Annotated in this window: 17 protein-coding genes and 1 tRNA gene; 12 read left to right on the top strand and 6 right to left on the bottom strand. The window is 59.3% G+C overall.

What is annotated here, in order from left to right; genetic code table 11:
* The first annotated feature begins 15 nt into the window (after positions 1–15).
* Positions 16–2,028: a S9 family peptidase gene (locus LAP85_18110; protein MBZ5498319.1), complete on the top strand. Its 2,013-nt coding sequence runs from the start codon at positions 16–18 to the stop codon at positions 2,026–2,028.
* 21 nt (positions 2,029–2,049) lie between these two features.
* Here the strand turns inward: LAP85_18110 and LAP85_18105 are convergent, their stop codons facing one another.
* Positions 2,050–2,508, bottom strand: a complete 459-nt coding sequence (locus tag LAP85_18105; protein ID MBZ5498318.1) for an NYN domain-containing protein — start codon at positions 2,506–2,508, stop codon at positions 2,050–2,052.
* A gap of 269 nt (positions 2,509–2,777) precedes the next feature.
* On the opposite strand from LAP85_18105, the gene LAP85_18100 reads away from it, so the two are divergent.
* The 4 genes from LAP85_18100 to LAP85_18085 all read left to right on the top strand — a co-directional run bounded on the left by LAP85_18100 (position 2,778) and on the right by LAP85_18085 (position 7,359).
* On the top strand, positions 2,778–3,842 hold the full coding sequence (locus tag LAP85_18100) for a M28 family peptidase (protein ID MBZ5498317.1): 1,065 nt from the start codon (positions 2,778–2,780) through the stop codon (positions 3,840–3,842).
* A gap of 350 nt (positions 3,843–4,192) precedes the next feature.
* Entirely contained in the window at positions 4,193–5,062 is an 870-nt protein-coding gene (gene prmA, locus LAP85_18095) for a 50S ribosomal protein L11 methyltransferase (GenBank protein MBZ5498316.1), read from the top strand.
* Positions 5,063–5,161: 99 nt separating this feature from the next.
* Positions 5,162–5,238: transfer RNA gene (locus tag LAP85_18090), tRNA-Asp, on the top strand.
* Positions 5,239–5,844: 606 nt separating this feature from the next.
* Positions 5,845–7,359, top strand: a complete 1,515-nt coding sequence (locus LAP85_18085) for an ATP-binding cassette domain-containing protein (protein MBZ5498315.1) — start codon at positions 5,845–5,847, stop codon at positions 7,357–7,359.
* Between the two features lie 57 nt (positions 7,360–7,416).
* On the opposite strand, the gene LAP85_18080 is transcribed toward LAP85_18085, so the two are convergent.
* On the bottom strand, positions 7,417–8,283 hold the full coding sequence (locus LAP85_18080; protein ID MBZ5498314.1) for an SDR family oxidoreductase: 867 nt from the start codon (positions 8,281–8,283) through the stop codon (positions 7,417–7,419).
* A 228-nt stretch (positions 8,284–8,511) separates the two neighbouring features.
* Between LAP85_18080 and LAP85_18075 the strand changes: the two genes are divergently transcribed.
* The gene (locus LAP85_18075) at positions 8,512–9,897 is read left to right on the top strand and encodes a cystathionine beta-synthase (GenBank protein MBZ5498313.1); all 1,386 of its coding nucleotides are present in this window, start codon (positions 8,512–8,514) and stop codon (positions 9,895–9,897) included.
* Between the two features lie 2 nt (positions 9,898–9,899).
* Positions 9,900–11,096 (top strand): cystathionine gamma-synthase, encoded by a 1,197-nt coding sequence (locus tag LAP85_18070; GenBank protein MBZ5498312.1) that lies wholly within the window; start codon positions 9,900–9,902, stop codon positions 11,094–11,096.
* Positions 11,097–11,256: 160 nt separating this feature from the next.
* Here LAP85_18070 and LAP85_18065 read toward each other — a convergent pair whose 3' ends face one another.
* Complete coding sequence (locus tag LAP85_18065; protein ID MBZ5498311.1) at positions 11,257–13,728, bottom strand: fused MFS/spermidine synthase; 2,472 nt, start codon at positions 13,726–13,728, stop codon at positions 11,257–11,259.
* 336 nt (positions 13,729–14,064) lie between these two features.
* Positions 14,065–14,694 (bottom strand): NUDIX hydrolase N-terminal domain-containing protein, encoded by a 630-nt coding sequence (locus LAP85_18060; GenBank protein MBZ5498310.1) that lies wholly within the window; start codon positions 14,692–14,694, stop codon positions 14,065–14,067.
* A 224-nt stretch (positions 14,695–14,918) separates the two neighbouring features.
* On the opposite strand from LAP85_18060, the gene LAP85_18055 reads away from it, so the two are divergent.
* Positions 14,919–16,955: a S9 family peptidase gene (locus LAP85_18055; protein MBZ5498309.1), complete on the top strand. Its 2,037-nt coding sequence runs from the start codon at positions 14,919–14,921 to the stop codon at positions 16,953–16,955.
* Between the two features lie 236 nt (positions 16,956–17,191).
* Here the strand turns inward: LAP85_18055 and LAP85_18050 are convergent, their stop codons facing one another.
* The gene (locus tag LAP85_18050) at positions 17,192–18,307 is read right to left on the bottom strand and encodes a hypothetical protein (GenBank protein ID MBZ5498308.1); all 1,116 of its coding nucleotides are present in this window, start codon (positions 18,305–18,307) and stop codon (positions 17,192–17,194) included.
* A gap of 159 nt (positions 18,308–18,466) precedes the next feature.
* Complete coding sequence (locus tag LAP85_18045; protein MBZ5498307.1) at positions 18,467–19,570, bottom strand: SPFH domain-containing protein; 1,104 nt, start codon at positions 19,568–19,570, stop codon at positions 18,467–18,469.
* Positions 19,571–20,024: 454 nt separating this feature from the next.
* On the opposite strand from LAP85_18045, the gene LAP85_18040 reads away from it, so the two are divergent.
* The 4 genes from LAP85_18040 (at position 20,025) to LAP85_18025 (ending at position 24,636) form a co-directional block, all read left to right on the top strand.
* The gene (locus tag LAP85_18040; protein ID MBZ5498306.1) at positions 20,025–20,597 is read left to right on the top strand and encodes a hypothetical protein; all 573 of its coding nucleotides are present in this window, start codon (positions 20,025–20,027) and stop codon (positions 20,595–20,597) included.
* An 11-nt stretch (positions 20,598–20,608) separates the two neighbouring features.
* Complete coding sequence (locus LAP85_18035; protein ID MBZ5498305.1) at positions 20,609–21,142, top strand: prepilin-type N-terminal cleavage/methylation domain-containing protein; 534 nt, start codon at positions 20,609–20,611, stop codon at positions 21,140–21,142.
* Positions 21,143–21,203: 61 nt separating this feature from the next.
* Positions 21,204–22,211 (top strand): prepilin-type N-terminal cleavage/methylation domain-containing protein, encoded by a 1,008-nt coding sequence (locus LAP85_18030; protein ID MBZ5498304.1) that lies wholly within the window; start codon positions 21,204–21,206, stop codon positions 22,209–22,211.
* A 13-nt stretch (positions 22,212–22,224) separates the two neighbouring features.
* Complete coding sequence (locus LAP85_18025) at positions 22,225–24,636, top strand: hypothetical protein (protein MBZ5498303.1); 2,412 nt, start codon at positions 22,225–22,227, stop codon at positions 24,634–24,636.
* Positions 24,637–24,922 lie beyond the last annotated feature (286 nt).

Genomic DNA, 24,922 nt, shown 5'->3' with positions numbered 1-24,922 from the left:
CAATCGGAGGAGATTATGAAGACATTGAAGCCTGCATCGATCTTGATGGCATCGTTAACGATCCTTGGCCTGATTTCGCTTGGCAGAGGGAAAGAGGCCAGGCTTACCATGGAAACCTTTCTTGACATGGAGAGCGTCGGTTCTCCCGAAGTTTCGCCGGACGGCAAGCAGATCATCTTCTCCCGGGGATTCATCGATCCAGTGAACGATCAAAGCCAGTCCAACCTGTGGATCACGGACCTCGCCGCCGCGAAAATTCGCGAAGTGACCCACGGCAATTGGAGAGACAGTGCGCCTGCATGGGCGCCGGACGGAAAACGCATCGCCTTTCTGTCGGATCGGGATGGGACATCACAGATTCATGTCATGTGGGTGGACACCGGCGAAGTGGCGCAGCTCACGCATTTGACCCAGGGGGCCGGAAACCTGAAGTGGTCGCAGGACGGAAAACAGATTGCCTTCACCTCGAGCATCGAAGACAAAGATCCGATCCTCCCCGTAAAGCTGCCGCCGCGTCCGGAGAACGCCAAGTGGGCCAGGCCCGCCGTCATCATCGACCGGCTCAACTGGCGGCGGGACGGCGTCGGTCCGGTGCCGAAGGCATATACTCACGTGTTCGTGCTTGATGCCGTCCTGGGCGGCACGCCGCGGCAGATTACCGCCGGCAATTATAACTACGCCGACCCCGAGTGGTCTGCAGACGGCAAGACGATATATGTCTCCGGCATCCGCAAACCTGACGCCGAATATCTGCGCGGAGACAGCGAGATTTATGCAATTGATCTTGCCACGCTTGATATCAAGGCTCTCACAGACCGCAAAGGCCCGGATCGGGGGGGCCGCTTGTCGCCAGACGGCAAATGGATCGCCTACACCGGCTATGATGATAAGAACTATACCAGCACCCTCTCCAGCCTGTATCTCATGGCCAACAATGGAGGGAGCAAGAGGCTCTGGGCCGGAGGATTTCCCAGCTCGCCGGCGGACCCGACTTGGGCTGCGGACGGTTCAGGAGTCTACTACACGATGGAAGAAAGAGGAGCGAGCAACATTTATTTCGTTCCACTGAACGGGAATCCCAGGAAGATCACCGATGGCGCTCACATGCTGAGCGGCTTTTCCCTGGCGCGCAACGGGCAATTTGCGGCCACCCTGTCTACGCCCCAGAAGCCGGAGGTCCTGGTCACCTTCAACGCTGCGAATCCGTCCGAGCTGAAGACGCTCGTGGATGTCAATTCCGATGTCCTTGCGGGAATGAAAATGGGAGAGGTCGAGGAGCTTGGGTGGAACTCGACCGACAACCTGAAAATCCAGGGCTGGCTCATGAAGCCCGTGGATTTTCAGCCTGGCAAAAAGTATCCCCTCGTGCTCTGGATTCACGGCGGCCCGTGGTCCATGTACAACATCGCATTCAACTGGTCCTTTCAGAACTTCGCCGCCGAAGGCTACGGCGTGCTCTGGGCCAACCCGAGGGGAAGTACCGGATACGGGCAGGATTTCGTCAACGGCATCCAGTACAGCTACCCCGGGAAAGATTACGACGACTTGATGACCGGCGTGGATGCCGCACTGAGCAAAGGCTGGATCGACGCCAGGAACATGTTCGTCTGCGGCGGCAGCGGCGGAGGATTACTGACGGCGTGGATCGTGGGCCACACCGACCGCTTTGCGGCTGCGGTGTCGATGCGCCCGGTGATCGATTGGCATTCGTTTGTCGGCATCACGGACGGTGCCAGCTGGTACGATCAGTTCAAAAAATACCCGTGGGAAGATCCGGTGGAGTACGCCGTGCGCTCGCCCCTGAACTACGTGGCAAACGTGAAGACCCCGACCATGGTGATGACGGGAGAGGCGGACCTGCGTACTCCCATCGGTCAAAGCGAGGAGTTTTATCGGGCCCTCAAGCTGCTCAAGAAGGAGACCCTGCTCGTGCGCATGCCGGAGGAGTTTCACGGTTGGCGCCGCCCTTCGCACCGCATGCTGCAGCAGGCCTACCTGCTCGCCTGGTTCCAGAAATACAAACGGTGACAACAGAGCGGGTCGGAGGTCCTATTTGAGGGTGTCAGGATCCAGGCCGAAGTAGCGCGCCCATTCCTCCAGGTCGACTTTCTCTTCCTTGGGCGCGGCTTTTCCGGATGCACGGGGGCCTGCTGTCATTCTGTCTGTGAACTGGCGCCAGTCCATGGTTTTGACTCCGGCGGAGCGGCAGCGTGCCGCCAGCCCGCGATCGTTGGTGACGACAATGACCTCTACCGGCGCTTGCGCGCCTTCCGCTTGGCGGAGAATGGCATTGTCTGTGGACAACGGAGCGCTGTAGCGCACCCGCACGCCGCGCGGCGGCGCAGCGCGGTCGGGATCATCTCCGTCGAAGAAAACCGTGAAGCGGCCGCCGCGGGTGGCAGCGAAGCTGCTCAAGAGAGCCAGGAAAGATTTGCGCGTCTTCGGGTCCTGCCGCGCCGCCGCCGCAGATTGACCGATCAGGTTGTTCCCATCGAGCCAGTATGGCATTTTCGTCCTGCCCTTGGACCATCGAATTTGTTCTGTTTCGCCTCCCGGGATCGGTGCTACACTGAGTGCCTGCAAATTGCGAGTCCGCTCGAGGATCCGTGGTATTGTGGCGATTCACACGCAGAGTCCTCTGCGGGGTACCCGGAAAAGAACCTCCCGTCAGCCTGGCCCGCTTCCGGGCGGAGTGCGTTTCGAGAGGCCCATGTATGACCGACACCAAGATTACTTTAGCAGAATCCGAAATTTTCACCCACTCAATGAGGATTCCGATGAGACGTATGCACGCGGTGCGATTCTGCGTGGCAGCAATACTCCTCTTTTGCCTGGCGGTCGTTGGCAGGCCCGGCAGTGCTGGTGGAAAGTGGGACTACACGCCTTCGACTGTCGAGCAGCAGGCGGTGTCAGTGATTTCCGCCGATTCGCTGCGCGGCCATCTTTCGTTTATCGCCTCGGATCTTTTGAAGGGCCGGAAGAATGGGTCGCCCGGAGAAGTTCTGGCTGCAGAGTACATCGCCTCCCAGTTCAGGCGCGCAGGCCTCAAGGAGGCCGGCGACGACGGCTATTTTCAGACCGCGTCCGGCGACCGGAAGACGCCGTTGCGCAATGTGATTGGCTTGTTGCCCGGCTCTGATCCCAAGCTTGCCGACAGCTATGTCCTGCTGACGGCGCATTACGACGGCGTGGGGCCGCGACCGGGGAGCGAAGGAGGCTGGAACGCGGCGAATGACGACGGCAGCGGCACGGTGACAGTAGTGGAAATCGCATCCGCCCTGGCCTCTTTGAAAGAACGGCCTCGCCGTTCGCTGGTCTTCATGACCTTCTACGGCGAGGAGACGGGCGGCCTGGGATCGAGATTCTATGCGCAACACCCGATTTTCCCGATCGAGAAGACGATTGCCGACGTTAATCTCGAGCAGGTGGGCAGAACCGACAGCACGGAAGGGGACCAGAGCAGGAGGGCGAGCCTGACCGGCTTTGATTATTCAGATCTGGGCGAGGTTTTCCTCCGCGCGGGGGCGCTTACGGGCGTGACTGTCTATAAGCATGAGCAGAACTCGGACCGCTACTTTGGCGCCAGCGACAACGCAGAACTGGCGCTGTTGGGAATTCCGGCGCACACCCTGTGCGTGGCATTCATGTTCGCAGATTACCACGGTGCCGGCGATACCTGGCAGAAAGTCAATTATGACAACATGGCGCTCACCGACAAATTAATCGCGACGGCGCTGTTGATTCTGGCTCAAAGCGATGAAGAACCGCGCTGGAATCCGGAAGTGCCGAGGGCGAGCCGATTTCTGGAGGCATGGAAAAAGCGTCATGAAGCGGGAAAGTAGAGGGAACGATAGAGCGATCGCGTGGGGAGAAATAAGTTGGCCGCTGCTAATCCGTCGCCTTGACCCGACCCGTTCGGCATCCTCTATCCCGTTGCCCGGAATTGAGTGTCGGCCGGAAGGAGCTACCCGTCCTCCGGGGTTTTATCCCGGCGGCTCTGGCGCGCCATTATTTTTTCTACACGCCAGCTCCGGCCTCCTAGTGCGACGAACAAACCTGTTAAGCCCGTCCGTTGCTCACCTGCCGGTGTTCAAGGTTCCGCGAATTACAGCGGCCGACTGCAACAGTAAGAAAATCGCTCGAGGTTGTCAAGCAGATTCACAAAGTATTTCTTGAAACGGTGTTGTCGAACATGACGAAGGATTATGTTGAGATCCATCTCGTGACTTCCGCGGAAGCCGGCGAGCTCGTCGGGCTGCTTGAAGAGACGGCTTGCCTCGGGGCCAGCGAGCAGGAGGGGGGCCTTCATCTCTATTGGCCCAAAGATCGCTGGCACCCGGAGGTGCTGGGCGCGCTGAAAGGAGCGCTGCGGCAACTCGGCGATCGGCAGGCGGAAGACACGATCACGATCTCCGAGCTTCCGGATCAGGACTGGAACGAACGCTGGGCGGCGTCACTCGAGCCCATCCGTCTCGGAGCGCGCATCCTGGTGCGGCAGAGCTGGAATTCCGCCGCCATCCCTGCCGGCGGATTCGAGCTTGTGATCGACCCCAAGCGCGCCTTCGGCACCGGCTATCACGCCACGACGCAGCTGATCGCGGAATGGCTTGAAGAGGTAATCCAGGGCGGAGAGCGCCTGCTGGATGTCGGAACTGGAAGCGGCATCCTTGCCATGGTGGCCTTGCGGCTGGGTGCCGGCGCGGCACTCGGGATCGACAACGATCCCGAAGCGATCGAATGCGCCGGTGAATATGCGGCCGCCAACGGCTTCGGCCCGGAACTGGAACTGCGCGTCGCCGCACTGGAAGATCTGCACCCGGAGCAGTTCGATCTCGTGGTGGCCAACCTGGATCGCAAGATGCTGCTGCGCTATTTCCCTATGTTTCACACCTGGGTGCGACCCGGGGGAAGCCTTCTGGTTTCGGGATTGCTATCCGACGACCATCCTGGAATTCGCGCGGCGCTGGCGACAACGGGCTGGGTCGAGCGCAGCCGCAGGGAGCGAGATGAATGGATGGCGCTCGAGCTGCGGAAGGCCGGGCGGAGAATCGAAGGCAAATAGCGCGCTGGCGTTGGTCTGTGCATTCCTGTAGAATAAGTGCCTCGATAGCGCTTGTGTCGTCGCAAGCAATGCGCTATTATGCACCGCCTTTGACCCAGCGGGGTCGTAGTTCAGTTGGTTAGAACGCCGGCCTGTCACGCCGGAGGTCGCGAGTTCGAGTCTCGTCGGCCCCGCCACTACTTACGCGGGTTTCGTGAAAGCCCACAGTTCGAATAAATCAACTGTGGTGGCAGAGGAAAAAGGCGCGCAATGGTGCAAAACCCCGAAAATCTTACCAAGGCATAACAGGCCGGCCTGCCGGCCAGCTGCTTGATATTGCTCCCTTTCTGCTCCCTGGGCCGCAGAACAGGTGGACGACACTTCCCCGCATTATCACCGCATTGTCTGCGCACTCTATCCGCATTCTCTGCGCGAATTCTCATACTGAGCGCGTGGCTTTTGTTGATTTTGCTTTTGGATGGCCGCCATCTGGCCGCTCCCTGCCCACAAGCTGGCGATCACCATAAGTGCTTGGAATGGTAGAAGATCATGGAAATCGCAACCGGAATTATGATAATTTAATCAATCTGCAGGGAGGAATGCTGGTGCGGAACTGACGACAGCATTTGGGGCAACGTGATTGATTTACCGACCCATCCGGGTCCCGCGGGGCGGACGTGCGTTGTCTGCTTGCGTCGTTTGCATAGAAGTGTTCCTCGTCCTTTCCCATTCCTATACTCTCCAACGCCGCAATCAGACGTTCCATGCGCGTGCTTTTCCGGCCGGGACCCACGGAGGATCGCATGGCAACGAAGTTCGTCCTTTTTGAAAAGGTGTCGCACCGCTATGAGTCCATGCCCGGGCTGCTGCTGCATAACCTGAGCATCAACTTTTCCGAGGGTTGGACCGGTGTTGTGGGTGCAAACGGCGCGGGGAAAACCACGGTGTTGAAACTGGCCTGCGGTCTGCTGGAGCCGAGGGCAGGCCACGTTCAGCTGCCAGGAAGCGCGCTTTATTGCGCCCAGCGCACCGATGACGTTCCTGGGCTGTTTGAATCGCTGATCGAGGCAAGGGATCACCTTGCCTCGGAAGTGAAAGGGCGGTTGGGAATCGAGAACGACTGGGCGAGGCGCTGGAAGTCGCTCAGCCATGGCGAACGAAAGCGGGCACAGATCGCCGTCATGCTTTGGCAGCAGCCGGCCGTGCTCGCCCTCGATGAGCCCACCAACCATATCGATGCGGATGCTCGCGCGATGCTCATCCCGGCCCTGCGTGACTATCGCGGTATCGGCCTGCTGGTCAGTCACGATCGGGATCTGCTCGACATGCTGTGTCACCGCTGTCTCTTTATCAATCCGCCCGATGTGGTTATGCGGCCGGGCAACTACTCTTCCGGCCGTCGTGAAGCGCTCAGGGAGGAAGAATATGCACGGACTCGGAAGGAGCTGGCGAAGCGACATGTCGCACGGCTGAAAACCGAGGCTCAAAGGCGCATTTCGCAAGCGCGGGATGCTGATCGCAAGCGGTCAAAAAAAGGCCTGGATCCGAGAGATCATGACCGCCGGGCCCGAATCGACCTCGCCCGGTTGACCGGCGCAGACGGGCGGGCCGGAAAGTCGGCGAGGCAGATGCAAGCTCGGCTTGAGCAAGCTCGCGAGGCTGGGGAGGGCATCAAGATCCGGAAACAATACGAGCTTGGGATCTGGCTTGAGGGTGAACGTTGCCGGCGCGACACATTGTTCCGGTTGCGTGCAGGTACGATCCCGCTCGGAAGCGCGCGCGAGCTCCACTATCCCGGCCTGACCATGTTGCCGCGTGATCGAATAGCGCTCACCGGCGCCAATGGATCCGGCAAGAGCACCCTTGTTCGCCACATCCTGAGCACGATCGATCTGCCCGTTGAGCGGCTGACCTACTTGCCCCAGGAGATCGACCTCCGGTCATCCTGCGAGATCCTCGCGGAAGTGCGACGCCAGCCTTCCGAAATGCTCGGAAAGATAATGACCGTGGTCAGCAGACTCGGTTCGCGGCCAGCGAGACTGTTGGAGAGTGTCGAGCCAAGCCCCGGGGAGTTACGAAAACTGCTGCTGGGCCTCGGCATTGCCTCGCAGCCCCATCTGATCATTATGGATGAACCGACCAACCACCTGGACCTGCCTTCGATTGAATGCCTGGAGGAGGCACTCGAGGACTGCCCGTGCGGTTTGCTGCTGGTCAGCCACGATGAGCAATTCCTACGACGGCTGACCCAGACGCGCTGGCACATCGCTACGACGCCGATGGGCCCTCCCGGCCGGATGTTGCTGGAGATTCTGTAAAAAAGGTGACTCCACGGAATCCTCCGTCCGCCGAGAATGTGTGCCTCTCAGAAGTGGCTAAAGTGGCATCTGGTGGCCGCCACCGACATAGAGCATTTGTCCAGTCAGCCAGCGTGCTTGTTCTGAAGCGAGGAAGACAATCACGTTGGCCACATCCTCCGGTTGACCAACACGCCCGAGCGGGGTCTCGGCAGAAACCTTTTTCTCCAACTCCGCTGCAATCCAGCCAGTTTGAATCGGGCCCAGAGATACGACATTGACGGTAATGCCATATTTGCCCAGTTCTCTGGCGGCAGCACGACTATATGATTCCAACGCGTGTTTGCTTGCGCCGTATGAAACCTCCGTGCCGAACCCGGATGCTCCATCGGTACTCACGTTTACGATGCGCCCCCAGGTTGTGCCGCGGTCGGCAATACGGCGGCAGTATTCAGCCATCATGAGTGCAACTGCGCGGCTGTTCACCGCAAAATGTCGGTCGTGCGAATCGGCGGTGATTGGGGTAATCGGAGAACCCCAAACGGTTGCGTTTGCCATCGCGGATTTGACCTGCGGCACGAAAGTATCGGGACCGTCGTAGGCCGCATTGTTGACGAGTATGTCCACAGGGCCCACCCCCATCTCAGCGCCATCGAACAGTTCTGGCACAACCGCGGGATCCGATAGATCGGCTGCGACCACTTTGATCTGGCCACCGCAGTTGCGAATCGCACCGACGACTTCGTCGGGAGGTTTGGAGATTTGTGCCTCATAGAACGGTATGCCAAAGCTGTCGGCAATAGGCGTTTTGGTCGCCAGGGGGAGATATGTGCCAAAGATTTTTGCACCCTCTGCAGCGAAAGCCTTAGCTGTGGCTGCTCCGATACCGTATGGATTGTTGACGCCGGTTATCAGAACAACCTTACCTTTAAGTTTAGTGTCCATAGTGTCCCTGAGCTTCTCAATGCACTTGGCTCCGTGTTGATTACTGTACGAAACCTGCAACAACAAAACAACACTCCGCTGGCCCATCTGGTCCCCAATTCCGCAACGGATGCTGCCAGCTGCGTCGGCGCCGTAGTAACCAGAGAAGACGCGACCAACGATCCGAGGATTCCGGCGCCTTGAATAGTCCGACATCGGGAAAGTATCATTTGAGTGCAGGGATTTCCTATGATGAAGGGCGCGGTTCACAATGTTCTGGAAGCTGTCGGCAGCACGCCTGTCGTGAAACTCAACAATGTCTGTGCGCACGTGGCTGCGGAGATCTATGTGAAGCTTGAATATCTCAACCCGGGGGGATCAATGAAGGACCGGGTTGCGATCCATATCGTGCGCGACTACGAACGCCGGGGCCTGCTCAGGCCCGGCGGAACCATTGTGGAGGCCACCAGCGGCAACACGGGTATGGGACTCGCTCTGGTTGCGGCTATTCGGGGCTACAAGACTATCTTTGTAATGCCCGACAAAATGTCCGAGGAAAAAATCAAGGCGCTCCAGGCGTTCGGCTCCCGGGTGGTGGTCTGTCCCACGCACGTGGATCCGGAAGACCCGCGCAGCTACTACAGTGTCTCAAGGCGGCTGGCGGAAGAAACGCCGGGGGCTGTCCTAGCCAATCAGTATTACAATCCCGCCAATCCTGAGGCCCACTATCTCTCGACAGGTCCGGAGCTCTGGGCGCAGACCGGTGGCGAACTGGACGTGTTCGTCGCGGGCATGGGTACCGGGGGAACGATTTCCGGCTGCGGCCGGTTCTTTAAGGAGAAGAAACCCGGCATAGTAATAATCGGCGTGGATCCGGTCGGTTCGCTTTACTACGACTATGTCAAGGCGGGAACCATGGTGAAACCCCGGCCTTACAAGGTCGAAGGAATCGGGGAGGATTTTCTTCCGGGCACCATGAACCTGGGCATCATCGATGAAATCGTCCGCGTCAACGACAAAGAATGCTTCCTGATGACCCGGGAGTTGGCCCGACGGGAAGGCATATTCTGCGGCGGCTCCGGCGGGGCCGCGGTTGCGGCCGCCATCAAGTACGCTGAGACGTCCGGCAGGAAGATGAACATCGTCGTACTTCTCCCGGATTCGGCGCAGAAGTATCTGTCCAAGATTTTTGATGATAACTGGATGAGGCAAAACGGGTTTCTGGAGCCGGAGCCCATAGGAACCGTGGCCGACCTGCTGGTGGCCAAGGGCGCCGACGAGGTGATCACTGCGCCGGTCTCCGAGAAGATCCGCGACGTGATCGTCAAAATGAAGGCACACGGCATTTCCTGTCTCCCGGTGACGCGCGACGGCAAACTGGCCGGAGTCGTTGCTGAGATCGACATTCTCCGCCATATGGCCGAGCCCGGTCATAATCCGGATGATCCCGTGGAGCACGTCGTGGAAGCCAAGTTCGCCACGGTCACCCGCGCGACCCGTGTCGCCTTGGTGAGCGACCTATTTGGACAGGGAGACATCATTGTTGTTCTGGACGGCGAGCGGATTGTCGGCGTAATCACGAAGATCGATTTGATTGACTATCTGGCGAAGCGCATCCCCGAGCAGAGGAATTGACTATGGATGAGAATCGCGGCGGCCGAGGCGGGCAGCACAGGGGAGTGAAGAAAGCCGGACTGGCAACCCTGGCGGTGCATGCGGGGCAGGCGCCCGATCCATCAACGGGCGCAATCATGACACCCATCTTCAACACGGCAACCTTCGTTCAGGAAGCGCCGGGCCGCCATAAGGGCTATGAATATTCGCGCACCGGTAATCCCACGCGCGCGGCGCTGGAGGCGTGCCTGGCAGCGCTCGAAGGAGCCGCCTTCGGCTTCGCCTTCGCGAGCGGCAGTGCCGCGCATGCAACCGCGATGCACCTGCTCGCACGCGGCGATCACGTTGTATGCGGCAATGATGTCTACGGTGGCACCTACCGGCTATTCGAGAACGTCTTCCGGCCTTCTGCGGGCATCGAGACCACTTTTGCCGCTCTCGAGGACCCTCGGAATCTGGCGGCCGCGCTACGGCCCAACACGCGCATGGTCTGGATCGAAACGCCGACCAATCCGCTGCTCAGGATCATAGACCTGAGCGCCTGCATCCAAATAGCCAGGTCCGCCGGCATCCCGGTCTGGGTCGACAATACCTTTGCCACGCCGGTGTTGCAGCGGCCGCTGGAAATGGGGGCTACCGCGGTGGTTCACTCGACGACCAAATATTTAAACGGCCACTCCGACATCGTGGGGGGCGCCATCGTGGTGAACGATCCGGAACTCGGTGCGCGACTGGCTTTCCTGCAGAACGCGGTTGGGGCAGTGCCCGGCCCGACCGACTCGTGGCTGGTGCTGCGCGGAATCAAGACCCTCATTTTGCGCATGGAGAGGCACTGCGCGAATGCCGCCGCAGTGGCAGACTTCCTGGCCTCGCACCCAAGCGTGACCCGGGTCAATTATCCGGGTCGTCGGGATCATCCGCAGCACGCCCTGGCGGCCCGGCAAATGAAAGGCTTTGGGGGTATGGTGAGTTTCGAAGTACAGGGAGGGCTGGAGGCGGCCCGCCGGGTTGTCAGTTCCACCCGCATTTTCGCGCTCGCTGAATCGCTGGGCGGGGTCGAGTCGCTGATCGAGGCCCCGGCGCTTATGACGCATTCATCCATTCCTCGCGAACTGCGTCTGCAGCAAGGCCTGGCCGACGGCCTCATCCGGATTTCCGTCGGCATCGAAGAGGTCGCCGACCTGATCGGCGACCTTGAAGAGGCTCTGAAATCCGCATGAGAGGGAAGCCAGCAGTATCGGCGACTGATCGTGAGACGATTACAAAGGCGGTCGTCGCGACTATGTTCATGCTTTCCATCATCTCGTTCTGGAGAGCGGCTGCGATCGTCCTCTTCGACCACGCCTTTTTCCAGACCCGACGCCCTTTCCCGGCGTTGTCTTAGCGGGGCAGTCCCATGGCTTCGCGGAGCGTTCGTTTCGACTCGGGCGAGGCGGCGAACAGCTCTTCGGGAAACCTTCGATATTGCAGCAGGTCCCTGTAGATGCGATCGCCCTCATAGAGGTTCAGCTCCAGGCCGGCAAGATACTGCAGGCGCAGGTCCCGGTCGTGATTGATCTCGGCGCCCTGCAGCCAGGCCTTCAGATCGCGTTCTCGTCCGGCATAGGTTGCCAGCAAATCCAGCGGTGACTTGAAGCCTGCTTGATTGAGAGCCATCTCCACGCCGGCATACTCCGGGCGGCTCAAGCGCTGTTGTACATAGTTCAAGTCGATCCGGGCGCTACCAGCCTGTCCCAGCAGTACGGTGTCGTAGCCCTGGCCGTTATTGGTATTACCCCAGATTGTTGCATCGGGGAAGGCGTCGAAGAATGTGGCGATCTCGCTCTTCACTACGGCCGCATCGCTTTCGTACAGGGGCACCCATTGGGTTACCAGGCCGCCTGGATTCAAGTGCTGATTGACCAGATCGAAGTACTCCTTGGTATAGAGCGTGGCGGCACCCTTGACCCAAGGGTGCACCGGATCGGATGTGATGATGTCGAATTTCTCGTGCGTTGTGAGAATATAGTGCCGGGCATCGTCGTAGATCACCTCGACGCGGGGATCGCTCAGCACATCGTGATTCTGCTCGAGGAAGTAGCGGGACACGACCCGGGGTATTAACGGTTCGATCTCGCAAATGACGATTCTCTTGACTTCGGGGTATGGGACGAACGAGCCGGCGGTGACGCCTGCTCCAAAGCCGACGACGAGCACGGAGCTGGGCTTGCGGTGGAGCATCGCCGGTATGTTGCCGAGCATTACCTGCAGCCGCATGTCCTGTGCTTCCGTCGAAGCTTCCACCTTGCCGCTGACGTGGAAGTTGCGCACTCCGTTGGACAGCTCTGAAACGGCAATCGAAGCATTCATCCCCTCGCCCACATAGAGAAAGCTCGGCATGCTTGTGTAAGTCGGGAAAAAACGTCCATAGGCGATCACACCTGGAGGCATGGTTGCGACACTCCAGATCAGCAGCGCGGCAATGGCGGTAAACACAGCAACTGTTACTGTGCTGGCACTCCCGGGCGCCGGGCGCGGCGGCTCGCCGCGTGATGAATCCAGTTGCCCCGAGGGCCAGGCCAGCATCAGGAGCGCCGCTGTGGCGGCCAGCGCAATCAGGAGTCGCTGGGCTTGCTGGGTGCCCATGTTCGGGATTACCACCATGCTGAATCCCAGCGCGCCTATGATGGCACCGACTGTGTTGGCGGCATAGATTCCTCCAACCAGCCGTCCAGGATCCTGACCGCGGGATGCGGCCGCTGCCAGCGCCAGCGGAAAACTCGCTCCCCACAGGCATGCTGCCGGCAGGATCGCCCACAAGCACCGCGCGAGATCAATCTGAAACGTGACTGCGGGGCTGATGGTGAGCGAGGGGTTGACCGGCCAATAGGGAAGGGAACGGGTGAGCATGAAGGCGGCCCATGCGATGGCGGCGGCCAGTATCATCTGGCACTGGCCCAGCGCAATTCGCGACTGCGCGACTTTGCGAGACAGGAATGATCCGATACTGCTGCCGATCCCCAGGCCGGCCAGAAAAACGGCAAGAATGATCGAGAAGGTATAGACCGTTGCGCCCAGCATCAGCGACAACAGGCGCGTCCAGACAACCTCGGCACCCAGCGCGCCCAACCCCGACAGCGCAATCGCAACGTACACCGGCCGGCTATCCGGCGCCGGCGGCGCGGGACGCTGTTTCCGGTCGCCGGTCTGTGCCTGGTACGGCGTCCGTCGCGCCGCCGCAAATGCGATGATTGCCACTGCCGCGTTAAGGGATGCGGCCACGCAGGTTGCCGTTGCCATGTTATAGACGCGCAAGAGGTAGAATCCCGCCAGCAGACAACCAAATACGGCCCCGGCGATGTTTCCGCCGTAGAAGAAACCCAGCCAGGAGACCCCCTTCGGCGTGGTCTCAACCCAGCGCGCGATGGCAGGCAGCGTGGCGCCCATCAGCAGCGTGGGGGGGAGCAAACACAATGCGCAGACCACGCCGCGGAGCAGGATCCCCGGGAACCCATAACCGACTCCTGCGGCGTAAAGGCCGCCGACCAAGGGCATCCCGAACAGCACCAAGATCCCGATGAGCCCGATTCCCAGTTCCATCAGGGCGTAAACACGCAGGGGATGTTCACGCGCCGAAACGATGCGCGGCAGGGCAAAACTGCCCAGACACATGCCTCCCATGAAGGTTCCGAGGAGCACGCCGAGTGATACTGCGGACGAGCCGATCACGAGCTGCAGCAACTGGAACCAGACGATTTCGTAAATCAATGCAGAGCAGCCGCTGCCGACAAACAACAAGAGCAACAGGGGGAGGAACCGGGGCCATGCCGATGCGGCCGGTTCGGCCGGTTGGCCGGGATTCTTATTGGTCATAAGGGACACAGACTCCTAAATCGAATATGCCGGATGGCGATGCACGGCACGTTCAGCTGCAAAGGCACTTTGGGCACCTATTTATCATTTATATTACGACCGGCACGTGACCGCCTAACGGTTTTTCGTTAGGGTCTGCGAATCAGACTGTGACCAAGAGCCGGCCGCGGACAACATGGCGCGGCATAGCAGCATCCGGGAGATCTCAACGCGGAGTGCGCTGAGAACGCAGGGACCGCTTGAGATTCTTGCCGGCTGGGCGAGGATCTGACAGACGGCAGCCTGCGGAGTACCTTCAGCTGCAAAATGACCCCTATAAGTTGCGGGATCTCCACCTCAATCAAACTGTGTTGGGCGGTCGGGATCGGCAAGTGCCGCAAAGGCGTCCTTGATATGACGTGGCAAGGTGCGCTCTCCGGAAAGCTGCGCGGGGATTTCGGCGGGAGCGAAGAATGCTACTTCCGATGTTTCGACACTCGCTCGCGCTTCGCCATCGATCAAATCGCAAAGGAAGACGATCTTAAAAGCGTGAAACAGCTCAAGGGGGCCGGTCCGATTCGCGTCATAGACGCCTATCACCCTGCGCGCCCTGACTCGGAATCCGGCTTCCTCCAAGACTTCCCGTTCTGCGCTCCCGGAGGGCGCATCCCCCACATCAGCCCACCCGCCGGGCATGGTCCAACCGCCGTCTGCGCGCTCTTTGACCAGCAAAAGCCTGCCATTCCGAAAGACGGCGCCTCTTACATCGATGCGGGGAGTGGCATAGCCTATTTGCGCGCGGAAGGCATTCACCAGCGGGACGTATCCGACCCCAGCGTGCTCGGTGATGATTTCAGCGGCGATTTCCATCAGCCGCCGGTAACGCTCAACCTGATATTCATTCAGCGCGTAGCTGTTTCCACTTTGGGCCAGAGCCTGGATCTCGCGTGCCCACTCGAGCCAGCGTGGTGGTGTAACGCATGTCATGAGAAACTCCAGCATCGATACCTGTGGCTCTCATCATCCGGGAAGAAGGTGCGCATATCAAGGCTCTTGTGATCCGTCTGATTCATAGAGTGGTCAGAGTTCTTTTGGTACAATCAGCCGATTATCAGGCAGTTGCACTGTTAATGGGAACAGTCCCGCGGTTTGCCGTCCGCTATACCACCACGCCTGAAAGGCAGGCGTCAATTTGTGAAGGAGGCTCATTTATGCGTAGGTTCGCGCGCTTTGTGCCGGTTGTGGTGTTTATCCTCGGCTTGTCGGCAGCCGTGGGTCCGGCCTCGGCCCAGTCATCGAAGCGCCCGCTCACCCTCGACGATCTGGCCAGGATACGCAGTGTCGGCGATCCCCAGGTTTCGCCTGACGGCAAGTGGGTAGCCTATACGGTTGGCGCAGTCGACGTGGAGAAAGACCGCCGCGACACCGACCTATGGATGGTCAGCTGGGACGGCAGCCAGCAAATCCGCCTGACCGCTACCAGCGACACAAGCGAGAGCGCTCCGCGCTGGAGCCCCGACAACCGCTACCTCGCATTCCTTACCTCCCGCGGGGACGAAGAGGAAAAAAAGAAGGGTGCGCAGGTTTGGCTGCTCAACCGCGCCGGCGGCGAGGCCCAGAAGCTCACCGACATCAAAGGCGGCGTCTCAGAATATGCCTGGGCACCCGACAGCAAGCGACTGATCCTGGTCGTCCACGATCCGGATCCCGCTGCGGAACCGGAGAAGCTGGAAGGCTGGAAGCGCAAGACGAGGCCGCCGATCGTTATAGACCGGTATCACTTCAAGGAGGACCGTGAAGGATATCTCGGACTGCTCCACACCCACTTGTCGCTGTTCGAGGTGGAGACGCGCAAGGCGGAGGTCCTGACCTCGGGGCGGTTCGATGAGCAGTTCCCGGCGTGGTCGCCCGATGGACGGTATGTTGCGTTCGTCAGCAACCGCACTTCGGATCCGGACCGCAACGAGGATACGAACGTTTTCGTGATTGAGGCAAAACCCGGTTCGGAGCCTCGGCAGTTGACAACCTATGCCGGACCTGACGGCGGCCGCCCGTCGTGGAGCCCCGATGGCCGGTTCATCGCCTACGTTCAAGGCGACGAGGTGCGCTACACGGCGTACAACCTGAATAAACTGGCCGTTGTGCCGGTCGCAGGCGGGCAATCCCGTGTGCTCACGATTGCGCTGGACCGTGGAGTTTCGGGCCCGTTCATCTGGACTTCAGATGGCAAGGAGCTCCTGTTTGTGGTCGCGGATGACCGTGCCAGCTACCTGGCGCGTATGCCGGTCGCGGGTGGTGCGGTCGACAAAATCACTGCGGGGCGCCGCGTTGTATCCGGTATCTCAAGGCGGGATGATGGGACCCTTGCGCTTCTGACCGCCACCGCGAGCGAAGTTTCCGAGGTGCACGCCCTTGAGAATGGCACCCTGCGTCGCCTTTCGCATCAGAACGACGCTCTGTTCAGTGAACTTCAGCTGGGCACGACCGAGGATTTCACGTCCAGGAGCAAAGACGGCACCGAAGTTCACGGCCTGATAGTGAAGCCCTATTCCTACACGCCGGATCGAAAGTATCCCGCGCTGCTTCTGATTCACGGTGGTCCGAACGGGCAGGACGAGCACTCGTTCAGTTTCGACCGGCAGTTTTTTGCTGCCAACGGTTATGCGGTGATCTCGGTGAATTACCGCGGCAGCTCGGGCCGCGGAACCGCCTATCAGAGGGCAATCTACGCCGACTGGGGCAACAAGGAGGTTGTCGACCTCCTCGGCGCCGTGGATTATGCCGTGGCGAGTGGGATTGCGGATCCCGAGCGGCTGGGCATCGGCGGTTGGAGCTACGGCGGTATCCTGACCGACTACACCATTGTTACGGACCCGCGCTTTAAGGCGGCGGTGAGCGGTGCCAGCAGTGCACTGCAACTGTCGATGTACGGCTCCGATCAGTACATCCTGCAATACGAGAACGAGCTGGGGGTGCCGTGGAAAACGAAGGACCTGTGGTTGAAGCTTTCCTACCCATTTTTCCAGGTGGACCGGATCAAGACGCCAACCCTGTTCCTGTCCGGCGACCGTGACTTCAATGTGCCTACCATTGGTGTCGAGCAGATGTACCAGGCACTCAAGAGCCTCGGCGTGGACACCCAGCTCATCATCTACCCCGGCCAGTTTCACGGCATCACGGTGCCGAGCTACATGCGCGACCGGCTGCAGCGATACCTGGATTGGTTCAACAAGTATCTGAAAAAATAGACAGCCGCCATGGACAGGGTGCGGCTCAGGCGCACGCAAAAAATCTCAACGCAGAGTTTGCTGAAATCGCAGGAACCGCAGAACATTTGAGATTCTCAACCGCCGGGCGGGGAATCTGATAGTCAGCAGCATGGAACACGCGAAAACCTCTTTCCTTTGCTTCTGGCATTTCGTGGGTGCTGATTCGGCTGCGGCCCGGGCGCTTTGCGTTCTTCGCGACCGGGTCTTCGTTGCCGTCACCGATTGAGTGAGGCGAGGATCGCGATGACGGCGATGATAATTATTACGCCGGCCACGGCGGCTGCAATCTTCCAGGAGCTGTAAGGGCGCTCCCCCTGCAACTCACCGGTCCGCGCGTTGATCAGAATGCGATACACCCTGTCCCGGTAGCGATATGCACTGAGCCAGACGGGCAGCAGGATGTGCTTGAAGGTAATCTTGTCGTAGCTGGTCTTAACCGAATCAATCCGCTGGTGATCTCCCCCGATGTCGTGGCGGATGCTCTCGCGAATCCCTCCATCCATGATCTCCCGCGCGATGTCAAAGCCGGCTGGCAGATCCACCTGATAGCTCTCCGCCCTGAAGCCGCTCAGGTATTCGTCGGCATAAGGGACCAGATTGGACAAGTCCCAGGGCTGCAGGCGATCGGCATACTTGCGGGGCAGGGAATTGCTCGCCACCACGAGGATATCGTCGAAGCGGTTCCAAACCGTGCCGCTCGCCGGGCACCATCGCGTTCTTCTGACCTGTCGCGTTCTGGTCACGGCCCTGCCGTTTTCATAGGCCGTGTAGGTCTCTGTCTCCCAGTAATCATCACCACGCGCGCCGCGGTAAAAGCTGGTCGTGTCGGAATCGTAGGTCCAATACGGCACATAGATCCCGGCCAGCTTGTTCTCGGTCTGTGCATACTGTTTCAGATCATTGGGTGCAAACCAGAGCCCCTTGATCCAGCGGCGGAAATCTTCGAATCCCTGCGTCTGCGAGATCTTGAATGGGAGCAAGGCCTTGGGTTTGAGAACGCGTGAGGTGTGCGTCGTGATAATGAGATCGGTACCGCAGAATGGACACGTGCCTGCGGCCACCTCCGGCGGCATCGTTGTTTCGGCGCCGCACTTTCCGCACTTTACCCGATGCGCTTCCTGCGTTTCGTGCTCATCTGCGAGTTTCTTGAGATACTCCCGGAAATCGAGTTCCTCGATCTGCTCCTCGGAGTGCGGGATCTGGGTTTCCGAGCCGCAGTATGGGCACTTCAAGACAACGGTGCCCGGGGCATAGTCGAGCTTCGCGCCGCACTGCTTGCAGGGGAATTGCTTGTTACCGGTTACGGGAGCGGGTAAAGCGTCATCTGCCATAGGATCTGAGCGCACTGGCGCAGAGGTTGTGAAGGACAGGCTCCTGAAATCACGGTCCAAAACAGACAGCGGCGACCCGGCGACGCGCCGGATTCAATTTCCCTTGGTAGCGTCATGGGCTGCGCTGCATCCCATGGGCCGCTGCGGTCCGGAGGACATTCAGGGACTCGGCGGCAGCGGCGGAGGCGTACTGGCGAGAATCTGCGCCAGGGCCGGAACCTGCCCCGCCGGCGTCCACTGCGGCATCCCCTGCGTCCATACCAGGGTCTGCGGTGTCAGCGATCCCGACAGCGCCTGCGATGCAAGCGCCTGAATATCGAAGGGGCCAGTGCGCTGCCCGCCGACAGCCACGAAATAGACGGCCGCGCCCGGAACGGGTGGCGGTGCCAGGGGTGTCTGGGCCTGCTGCCCCGACATCGCCTGGGCAATCGGCCCGGCCATGGCGACCCCCATGCCAAGCCCCGCGCCTGCGGCGGCCAAGCCCCCGGGATTTTTTGCCGCATCCGGGATCGAGTTGGCGATATTGAACTGCGTATAGGCTGCCAGATTGCCCACGATCCCCATGCTGGTGCGCTTGTCCAGCGCCTCTTCCACCGCGGGCGGGAGCGAGATGTTTTCGACGAGCAGCTTCGTCAGTTCGATCCCGTAGCTCTGGAACTCGGGCCCGATGCGCTGGGTTAGGAAATCGCCGAGCTCGGTGTAGTTGGCGGCGAGGTCCAGCACGGGGATTTTACTGTGGCCGAGGATGTCGGCGAAGCGCGACACGATCAAATCGCGCAATTGATTGACGATCTCCTCAACCTTGAAGAGTCCATCGGTGCCGACGATCTGGCGGATCAACACCGCAGGGTCCTTGACGCGCACGACATAAGTGCCGAAGGAGCGCAGCCGGATGGGTCCGAACTCGGGGTCGCGCATCATTATGGGATTCAAGGTCCCCCACTTGAGGTCGGTAAACTGGCGCGTGGAACAAAAATACACCTCGGCCATGAATGGGCTGTTGAAGCCATACTTCCAGCCCTGCAATGTGGAGAGGATCGGAAGATTTTTGGTTTCCAACACGTACATGCCGGGCTGGAACACATCCGCGAGCTTTCCTTCGCTCACGAACACGGCGGCCTGGCCCTCGCGCACCGTGAGCTGCGCGCCATATTTGATCTGGTTATTGTAACGCTCAAACCGATACACCATGGTGTCGTTCGTGCTGTCTATCCATTGAACAATGTCGATAAATTCGCCGCGAACCTTGTCCCAGAGGCTCATAGTTGTCGCTCCTTGAATAATCTGATGCCGGCCGGCCCGGCGCCTCGACATCACGATAATTGAAAGCATAAGGAACCTGTCGCCGGCAGAGCAAGCACAAAAAACGGGGATCATTGCGGGCAGCGCTGTTGGAATCCAGCGTGTGGCTCCCTGAATATGATGCCGCGGGATCGGTTTTTCTCACCAGAGCCCGCAGCCGGATTTGCTGGATGCCGGGCGGCGAGTGCTCCGGCCTCCGATGAACTTCCCCGAACGCTTCCGGCCGCAGGGGTTGGGGGTTTGGGGTGCCAATACCAAAAAAAGAACTGAAGCTTTCACGGGAGATGCCGATAGGTTACATGAGAAAAGGCAAATTCTTGTTGATTTCAGTCTGCCGATGCCGGCCTCCAGCTGTGGAGAGAGGCCATGGGTTGATACTGCAATCTGTCCCCCCAGTTAGAGTTAGGAGAAAGCCTTGAAAAGGAACACTCCCGTAGATCAACCGCATCAACACGCTGGCTTCAGCCTGGTTGAGGCCACCGCAGTCATGTTAGTTATATCCCTCGTTGCGGGATTCGCCCTGTTGAACATAGCCGGAATCCTGCCAGGGGTGAGGGCAAATACGGCTCTGCGCGAGACGGTGGCGCAGCTGCGCAGGGGCAGGGAATTGGCGATGGCACAGCGCCGCAACATTATGATCAGCTTCTTGGGAAACAACCAGATCGAGCTCACCCGCATAAATGTGCCGGCCGGGACCACGGTCTTAGATACGGTCACCCTGGACAACGGCGTCGAGTTTCAACTGTTCGGGGGTGTACCAGACACTCCAGATTCGTTTGGAAACGGTGCCGCGGTGGACTTCGGAGGTTCGGCTACATTGACATTCCTAAGCGACGGCACTTTAGTCGATGCTCAGGGCAGTCCCTTGGCGGGTACGGTTTTTCTTGGCCTGCCTGGCCATCCCGAGACCGCACGCGCGGTTACTATTCTGGGTGGCACCGGGCGTGTCCGGGGCTACCGGTGGACTGGAACCTCATGGATTCAATGACGAGGACAGGTATGACAGTCGTAAGAGAAGCGCACAACCATCAGGCTGGCTTCAGCCTTGTCGAGACGATGATTGCCACCATTATCTTGGGCGGCGGATTATTGGCTCTCGCGACTGCGTTCGCACAGGGCATGGTCTCGATGTCAACATCCCATTACCACCAGATTGCCAAAGAAAAAGCCTCCGAGGCTATCGAGAGCGTCTTTACTTCTCGAGATACCAGGACGATCATCTGGGCCCGCATTCGGAATGTCAACAATGGGGGGATATTCTTGGATGGGCCGCAACCGTTGCTTACGCCCGGCCCGGACGGCTTAGCCAACACGACCGATGACGGCCCCGCGCAGACCGAGATTCTGCCGGGCCCCGACGGTGTATTAGGGACCGGGGACGATATCGTATTTTTGTTGAACAGCTTTACGCGTGAGATGGTGATCACGGATCTTGCCCCGAATTTGCGCCAGATTCGCGTCATCGTCCGTTACCAGATAGGCCATTTGAGTCGCCAGTACCAACTGATCGCCTACATTTCTTCATTCGCATGACGTCGCGGATCGTAGAGAGCAGATGCAACAACGATGAATGTGTCGTGATAGGAGGCCCTGCATGAAAAAAGAACAAGGGTTCAGCCTGACAGAAGTGCTGATAGCGACGGCCCTGTCCCTTGTTTTGCTGGCCGCGGCGATGAGCTCCCTCGATAGTGCCTTGGGTATGAACGACAAAGCCACCCTCATGGCGGACCTGGAGCAAAACTTGCGAGCCGGAATCAACCTTCTGGTTCGCGACTTCGTCAATGCCGGCTGGGGAATCCCGATTGGAGGCATTCCAATCCCATCCGGAGCCGGCGCGCTTGCGGTGCAGCGGCCAGGACCTCCGGGAACCAACTACACCTTTGCCCCTGCCATTACGATGGCTGCAGTCAATCCCGGGCCCGCCCTGGGTCCAGTGGGCAACGGCCGGGCAACGGACATGGTCAACATCCTCTATGCCGACAACCTATTACCGCTGAACCAAATGCCGCTCGATGCGATCGGCGCCAATGGCGCCAGCATGACTGTGAACGCCGGCACGCCAATCACCGGTGTCATCAACGAGATCCGACCTGGCGATCTGATTGCCTTCAGCAATGCCCTGGGGAACACATTACAGTATGTCAGTCGGGTTGCGGGCCAGGTAGTCTATTTTGACGCAGGCGATCCTTTTAATCTCAATCAACCTGGAGCGCCGCAGGGATCGATCATGCAGCTCCAGAACGCCGGCGTTTTCCCGCCGACGACGGCAACGCGGGTCTGGCTGGTCACCTATTACCTGGACACCACAACTGACCCTGCTACACCTCGACTTATCCGCCGGATCAACGACAGGGCCGGAGAAGTCGTTGCTCTTGTCCTGGAAGACCTGCAATTAAGCTATGATCTGGTGGACGGCGTAGGCAATCCCACGAACGTAAAGATTCCCATAGCGCCCAATTCACCCAATCAGATCCGCAAGGTCAACATCTCCCTTTCCGGGCGTTCGAGTATGGTGATTCGTAATAGCCAGGACTATCTGCGGAGGAGCCTGACGACTCAGGTCAGCCTTCGCAGCCTGTCTTTTATTGATCGTTATATATGATGGGACAAGGAGTATGAAAACAAGAAGTGAATCAGGCGTCGCATTGATCGGCGCCCTGTTGATCCTGGTGCTGCTTTCCGGCCTGCTTGTGGGCTTTGTAATTTCAGTAACTTCGGATCAAAGACTGATCGGCGTCGACAGGGACCAGAACCGGGCTTTCTACGGATCGCTTGCGGGCTTGGAACAGCTCACAGCCGATCTCGGCACGCTCTTCAACACCAATTACGCGCCAAGCGTTGCCCAAATCAACGCTCTCACGGCGAACGTGCCGAACATCCCCTACATCTCTTATATAGCTCCAGGCGGCGGATCCGGTTATGAAATTCAGTTCGCGTTGGATGCCGCGGGGAAACCGCAGGCCGTTACGCGCACCATCCCTTCGGGCCCATACGAAGGCCTTGTGGGCCTGATTACTTCGTATACTATGACATCTACAGCTCACACGCCCACCGACGCAGAGGTGAGGATGCGCCGGACCTTGCAGACGGTGGCGGTGCCCGTTTTCCAGTTTGGGATCTTCTCCGAGACTGATCTGAGCTACCACGCGGGCCCGGATTTCAATTTCGGCGGCCGGGTACACACGAACGGCAACCTCTATCTGGCGGAAGGCACGGGGAGCGTTCTGACGATGTCGAACCGGGTTACCGCTGTCGGAGAGGTGATTCGCACAAACCTGATCAATGGCTGGCCTAGTGCCACGAACTACCAGGGCCGTGTGGACGTGGCCACGGCTCCAGGGGCCTTTAGAGCCCTTGCTGCCGGTGAAGGGAGTCTTGTAGGGACATTCCCATCAGCACAAAACGAACCGACATGGACGAATCTTTCCATCGGCACGTACAACGGCAATATCCGAAATGGGCGCACCGGGGCGCGCCGCATGGATCTTCCTCTCGTAGGGATGGGGGCCACCCCCGTGGACCTGATCCGACGGCCTCCGGCCAACGAGGATGTCGCTAATCCGGATGTGTTTGCCCAACGCTACTTTACCATGGCGAGCCTGCGGATCCTGCTTTCCGATAATGCCGCGGACCTTACCTCGTTGCCGACCGTAACCGCGACAGCTCCACTCGCGCTGGCCGGGATTGCGCCTGACGGCACGCCTATTGCCACTTCCGCAGGGAATGTGAATCCGTCTGTGGCATACACTCAAGGTTATCGAAGCCCAATCGGCACAAACCTGATCGACGGCTTCATCAAGATCGAAATGCAGACCGCGGCCGGGAACTGGCAAGACGTCACCCAGGAGATCCTGCAACTTGGCGTTGCGGGCCGGGACCTGACGCTAACTTGTGTCGATCCCCCTAATTCGATCATTCGCGTTCAGCGTTTGAAGGACACACCCGCGGCTTGCGTCGGGGGTGCCTCTACTCAATACTGGCCCAACGTGTTGTTTGACACGCGCGAAGGAGCTCTGCGCGACAATATCCCGACGGCTCAGACTACCGTATATCTCGGCGGCGTCATGCACTACCTCGAGCTCGATGTCAACAACCTCAGCCGTTGGTTCCGCGGCGTGATTGGGGCAAGCGGCAACAATGCCATAAACGTGACTGGATACGTGGTCTATTTCTCGGACCGGCGCACGAATCGCAATGCGGCGAACCTGGAGACGGGCGAGTATGGCTTCGAAGACTTCGTGAACCCGGGGAGCGTTAGCGGCACTCCCAACGGACTCCTGGATGCTGCCGAGGATGTCAACAACAACGGCGTTCTGGATACTTATGGTCAAAATCCCATTCTTCCGGGGACGGCTCCCCTGGATGCCACCGCCCGTCCCTGGACTCCTGTCGCGGGCAATGTTGCGAGGGTGAACCACCCGATCTTTTTCCGGCGTGCCTTGAAGCTGGTCAATGGCCAGACCATTGACCTTGGCACCAGCAACGGTATACCCCTCGGTCTGGCAGTCGCCTCTGAAAATCCCATCTATGTTCAGGGAAACTACAACGCGCCCGGAACCTTCGCCGGCGCACACGTAGCCTGCTCCATGATTGCCGATACCGTAACCCTCCTCTCAAACTCCTGGAACGATATAAATTCATTCGCCTTTCCCTATTCCCCCGGCGCGCGGAACGCAAGCACCAGTTGGTATCGGACGGCTCTCATCTCCGGGAAAGCCAAACCATTCCCGCAGCCGGCAGGAACACCTCAGGATTACGGGACAGACGGCGGCGTTCACAACTTTGTTCGCCTCTTGGAGAATTGGTCGGGACGTTGGTTGAATTACCGCGGATCTCTCATCAGCCTGTATTTCAGCCAGCAGGCAGTAGGCACATACAAGTGTTGCACCAACGTCTACAATCCCCCCAGCCGTGGCTACAACTTCGACGTGGAGTTCCTGGATCCAAGCTTGTTGCCACCGCGCACCCCGATGTTCCGCGATGTCAACATCACCGGTTTCACCCGGTTGATTGCGCCTAACAAATGATCGGTCTCGCGGTCTTGTGGGTGGTCAGTCAAGACCGTGGCCAGCGCATACCGGAGACTTCACCTGCGGTTAAACTGGCCATCAAGGGACCGGGGAGTTGCTCTGAAAACGGTTCCCCAAGAACTGAGGGCAGCACCGAATGAAACCAATTTCACGAATGCCGCCATTCGTGAAATTGGTTTCGTTTGTTGCTGCATTTAACAGCCTCCTCCATCAGCAGTGCCCGCCCGCTGTTGCCAAATGGTCTGAGAACCAGCTCTACCCGCCGAGATTCCGATTACAAGAA

The sequence above is a fragment of the Terriglobia bacterium genome (assembly GCA_020072565.1).
Classification (GTDB): domain Bacteria; phylum Acidobacteriota; class UBA6911; order UBA6911; family UBA6911; genus JAFNAG01.
This window is presented reverse-complemented; position numbering and strand designations above follow the sequence as displayed.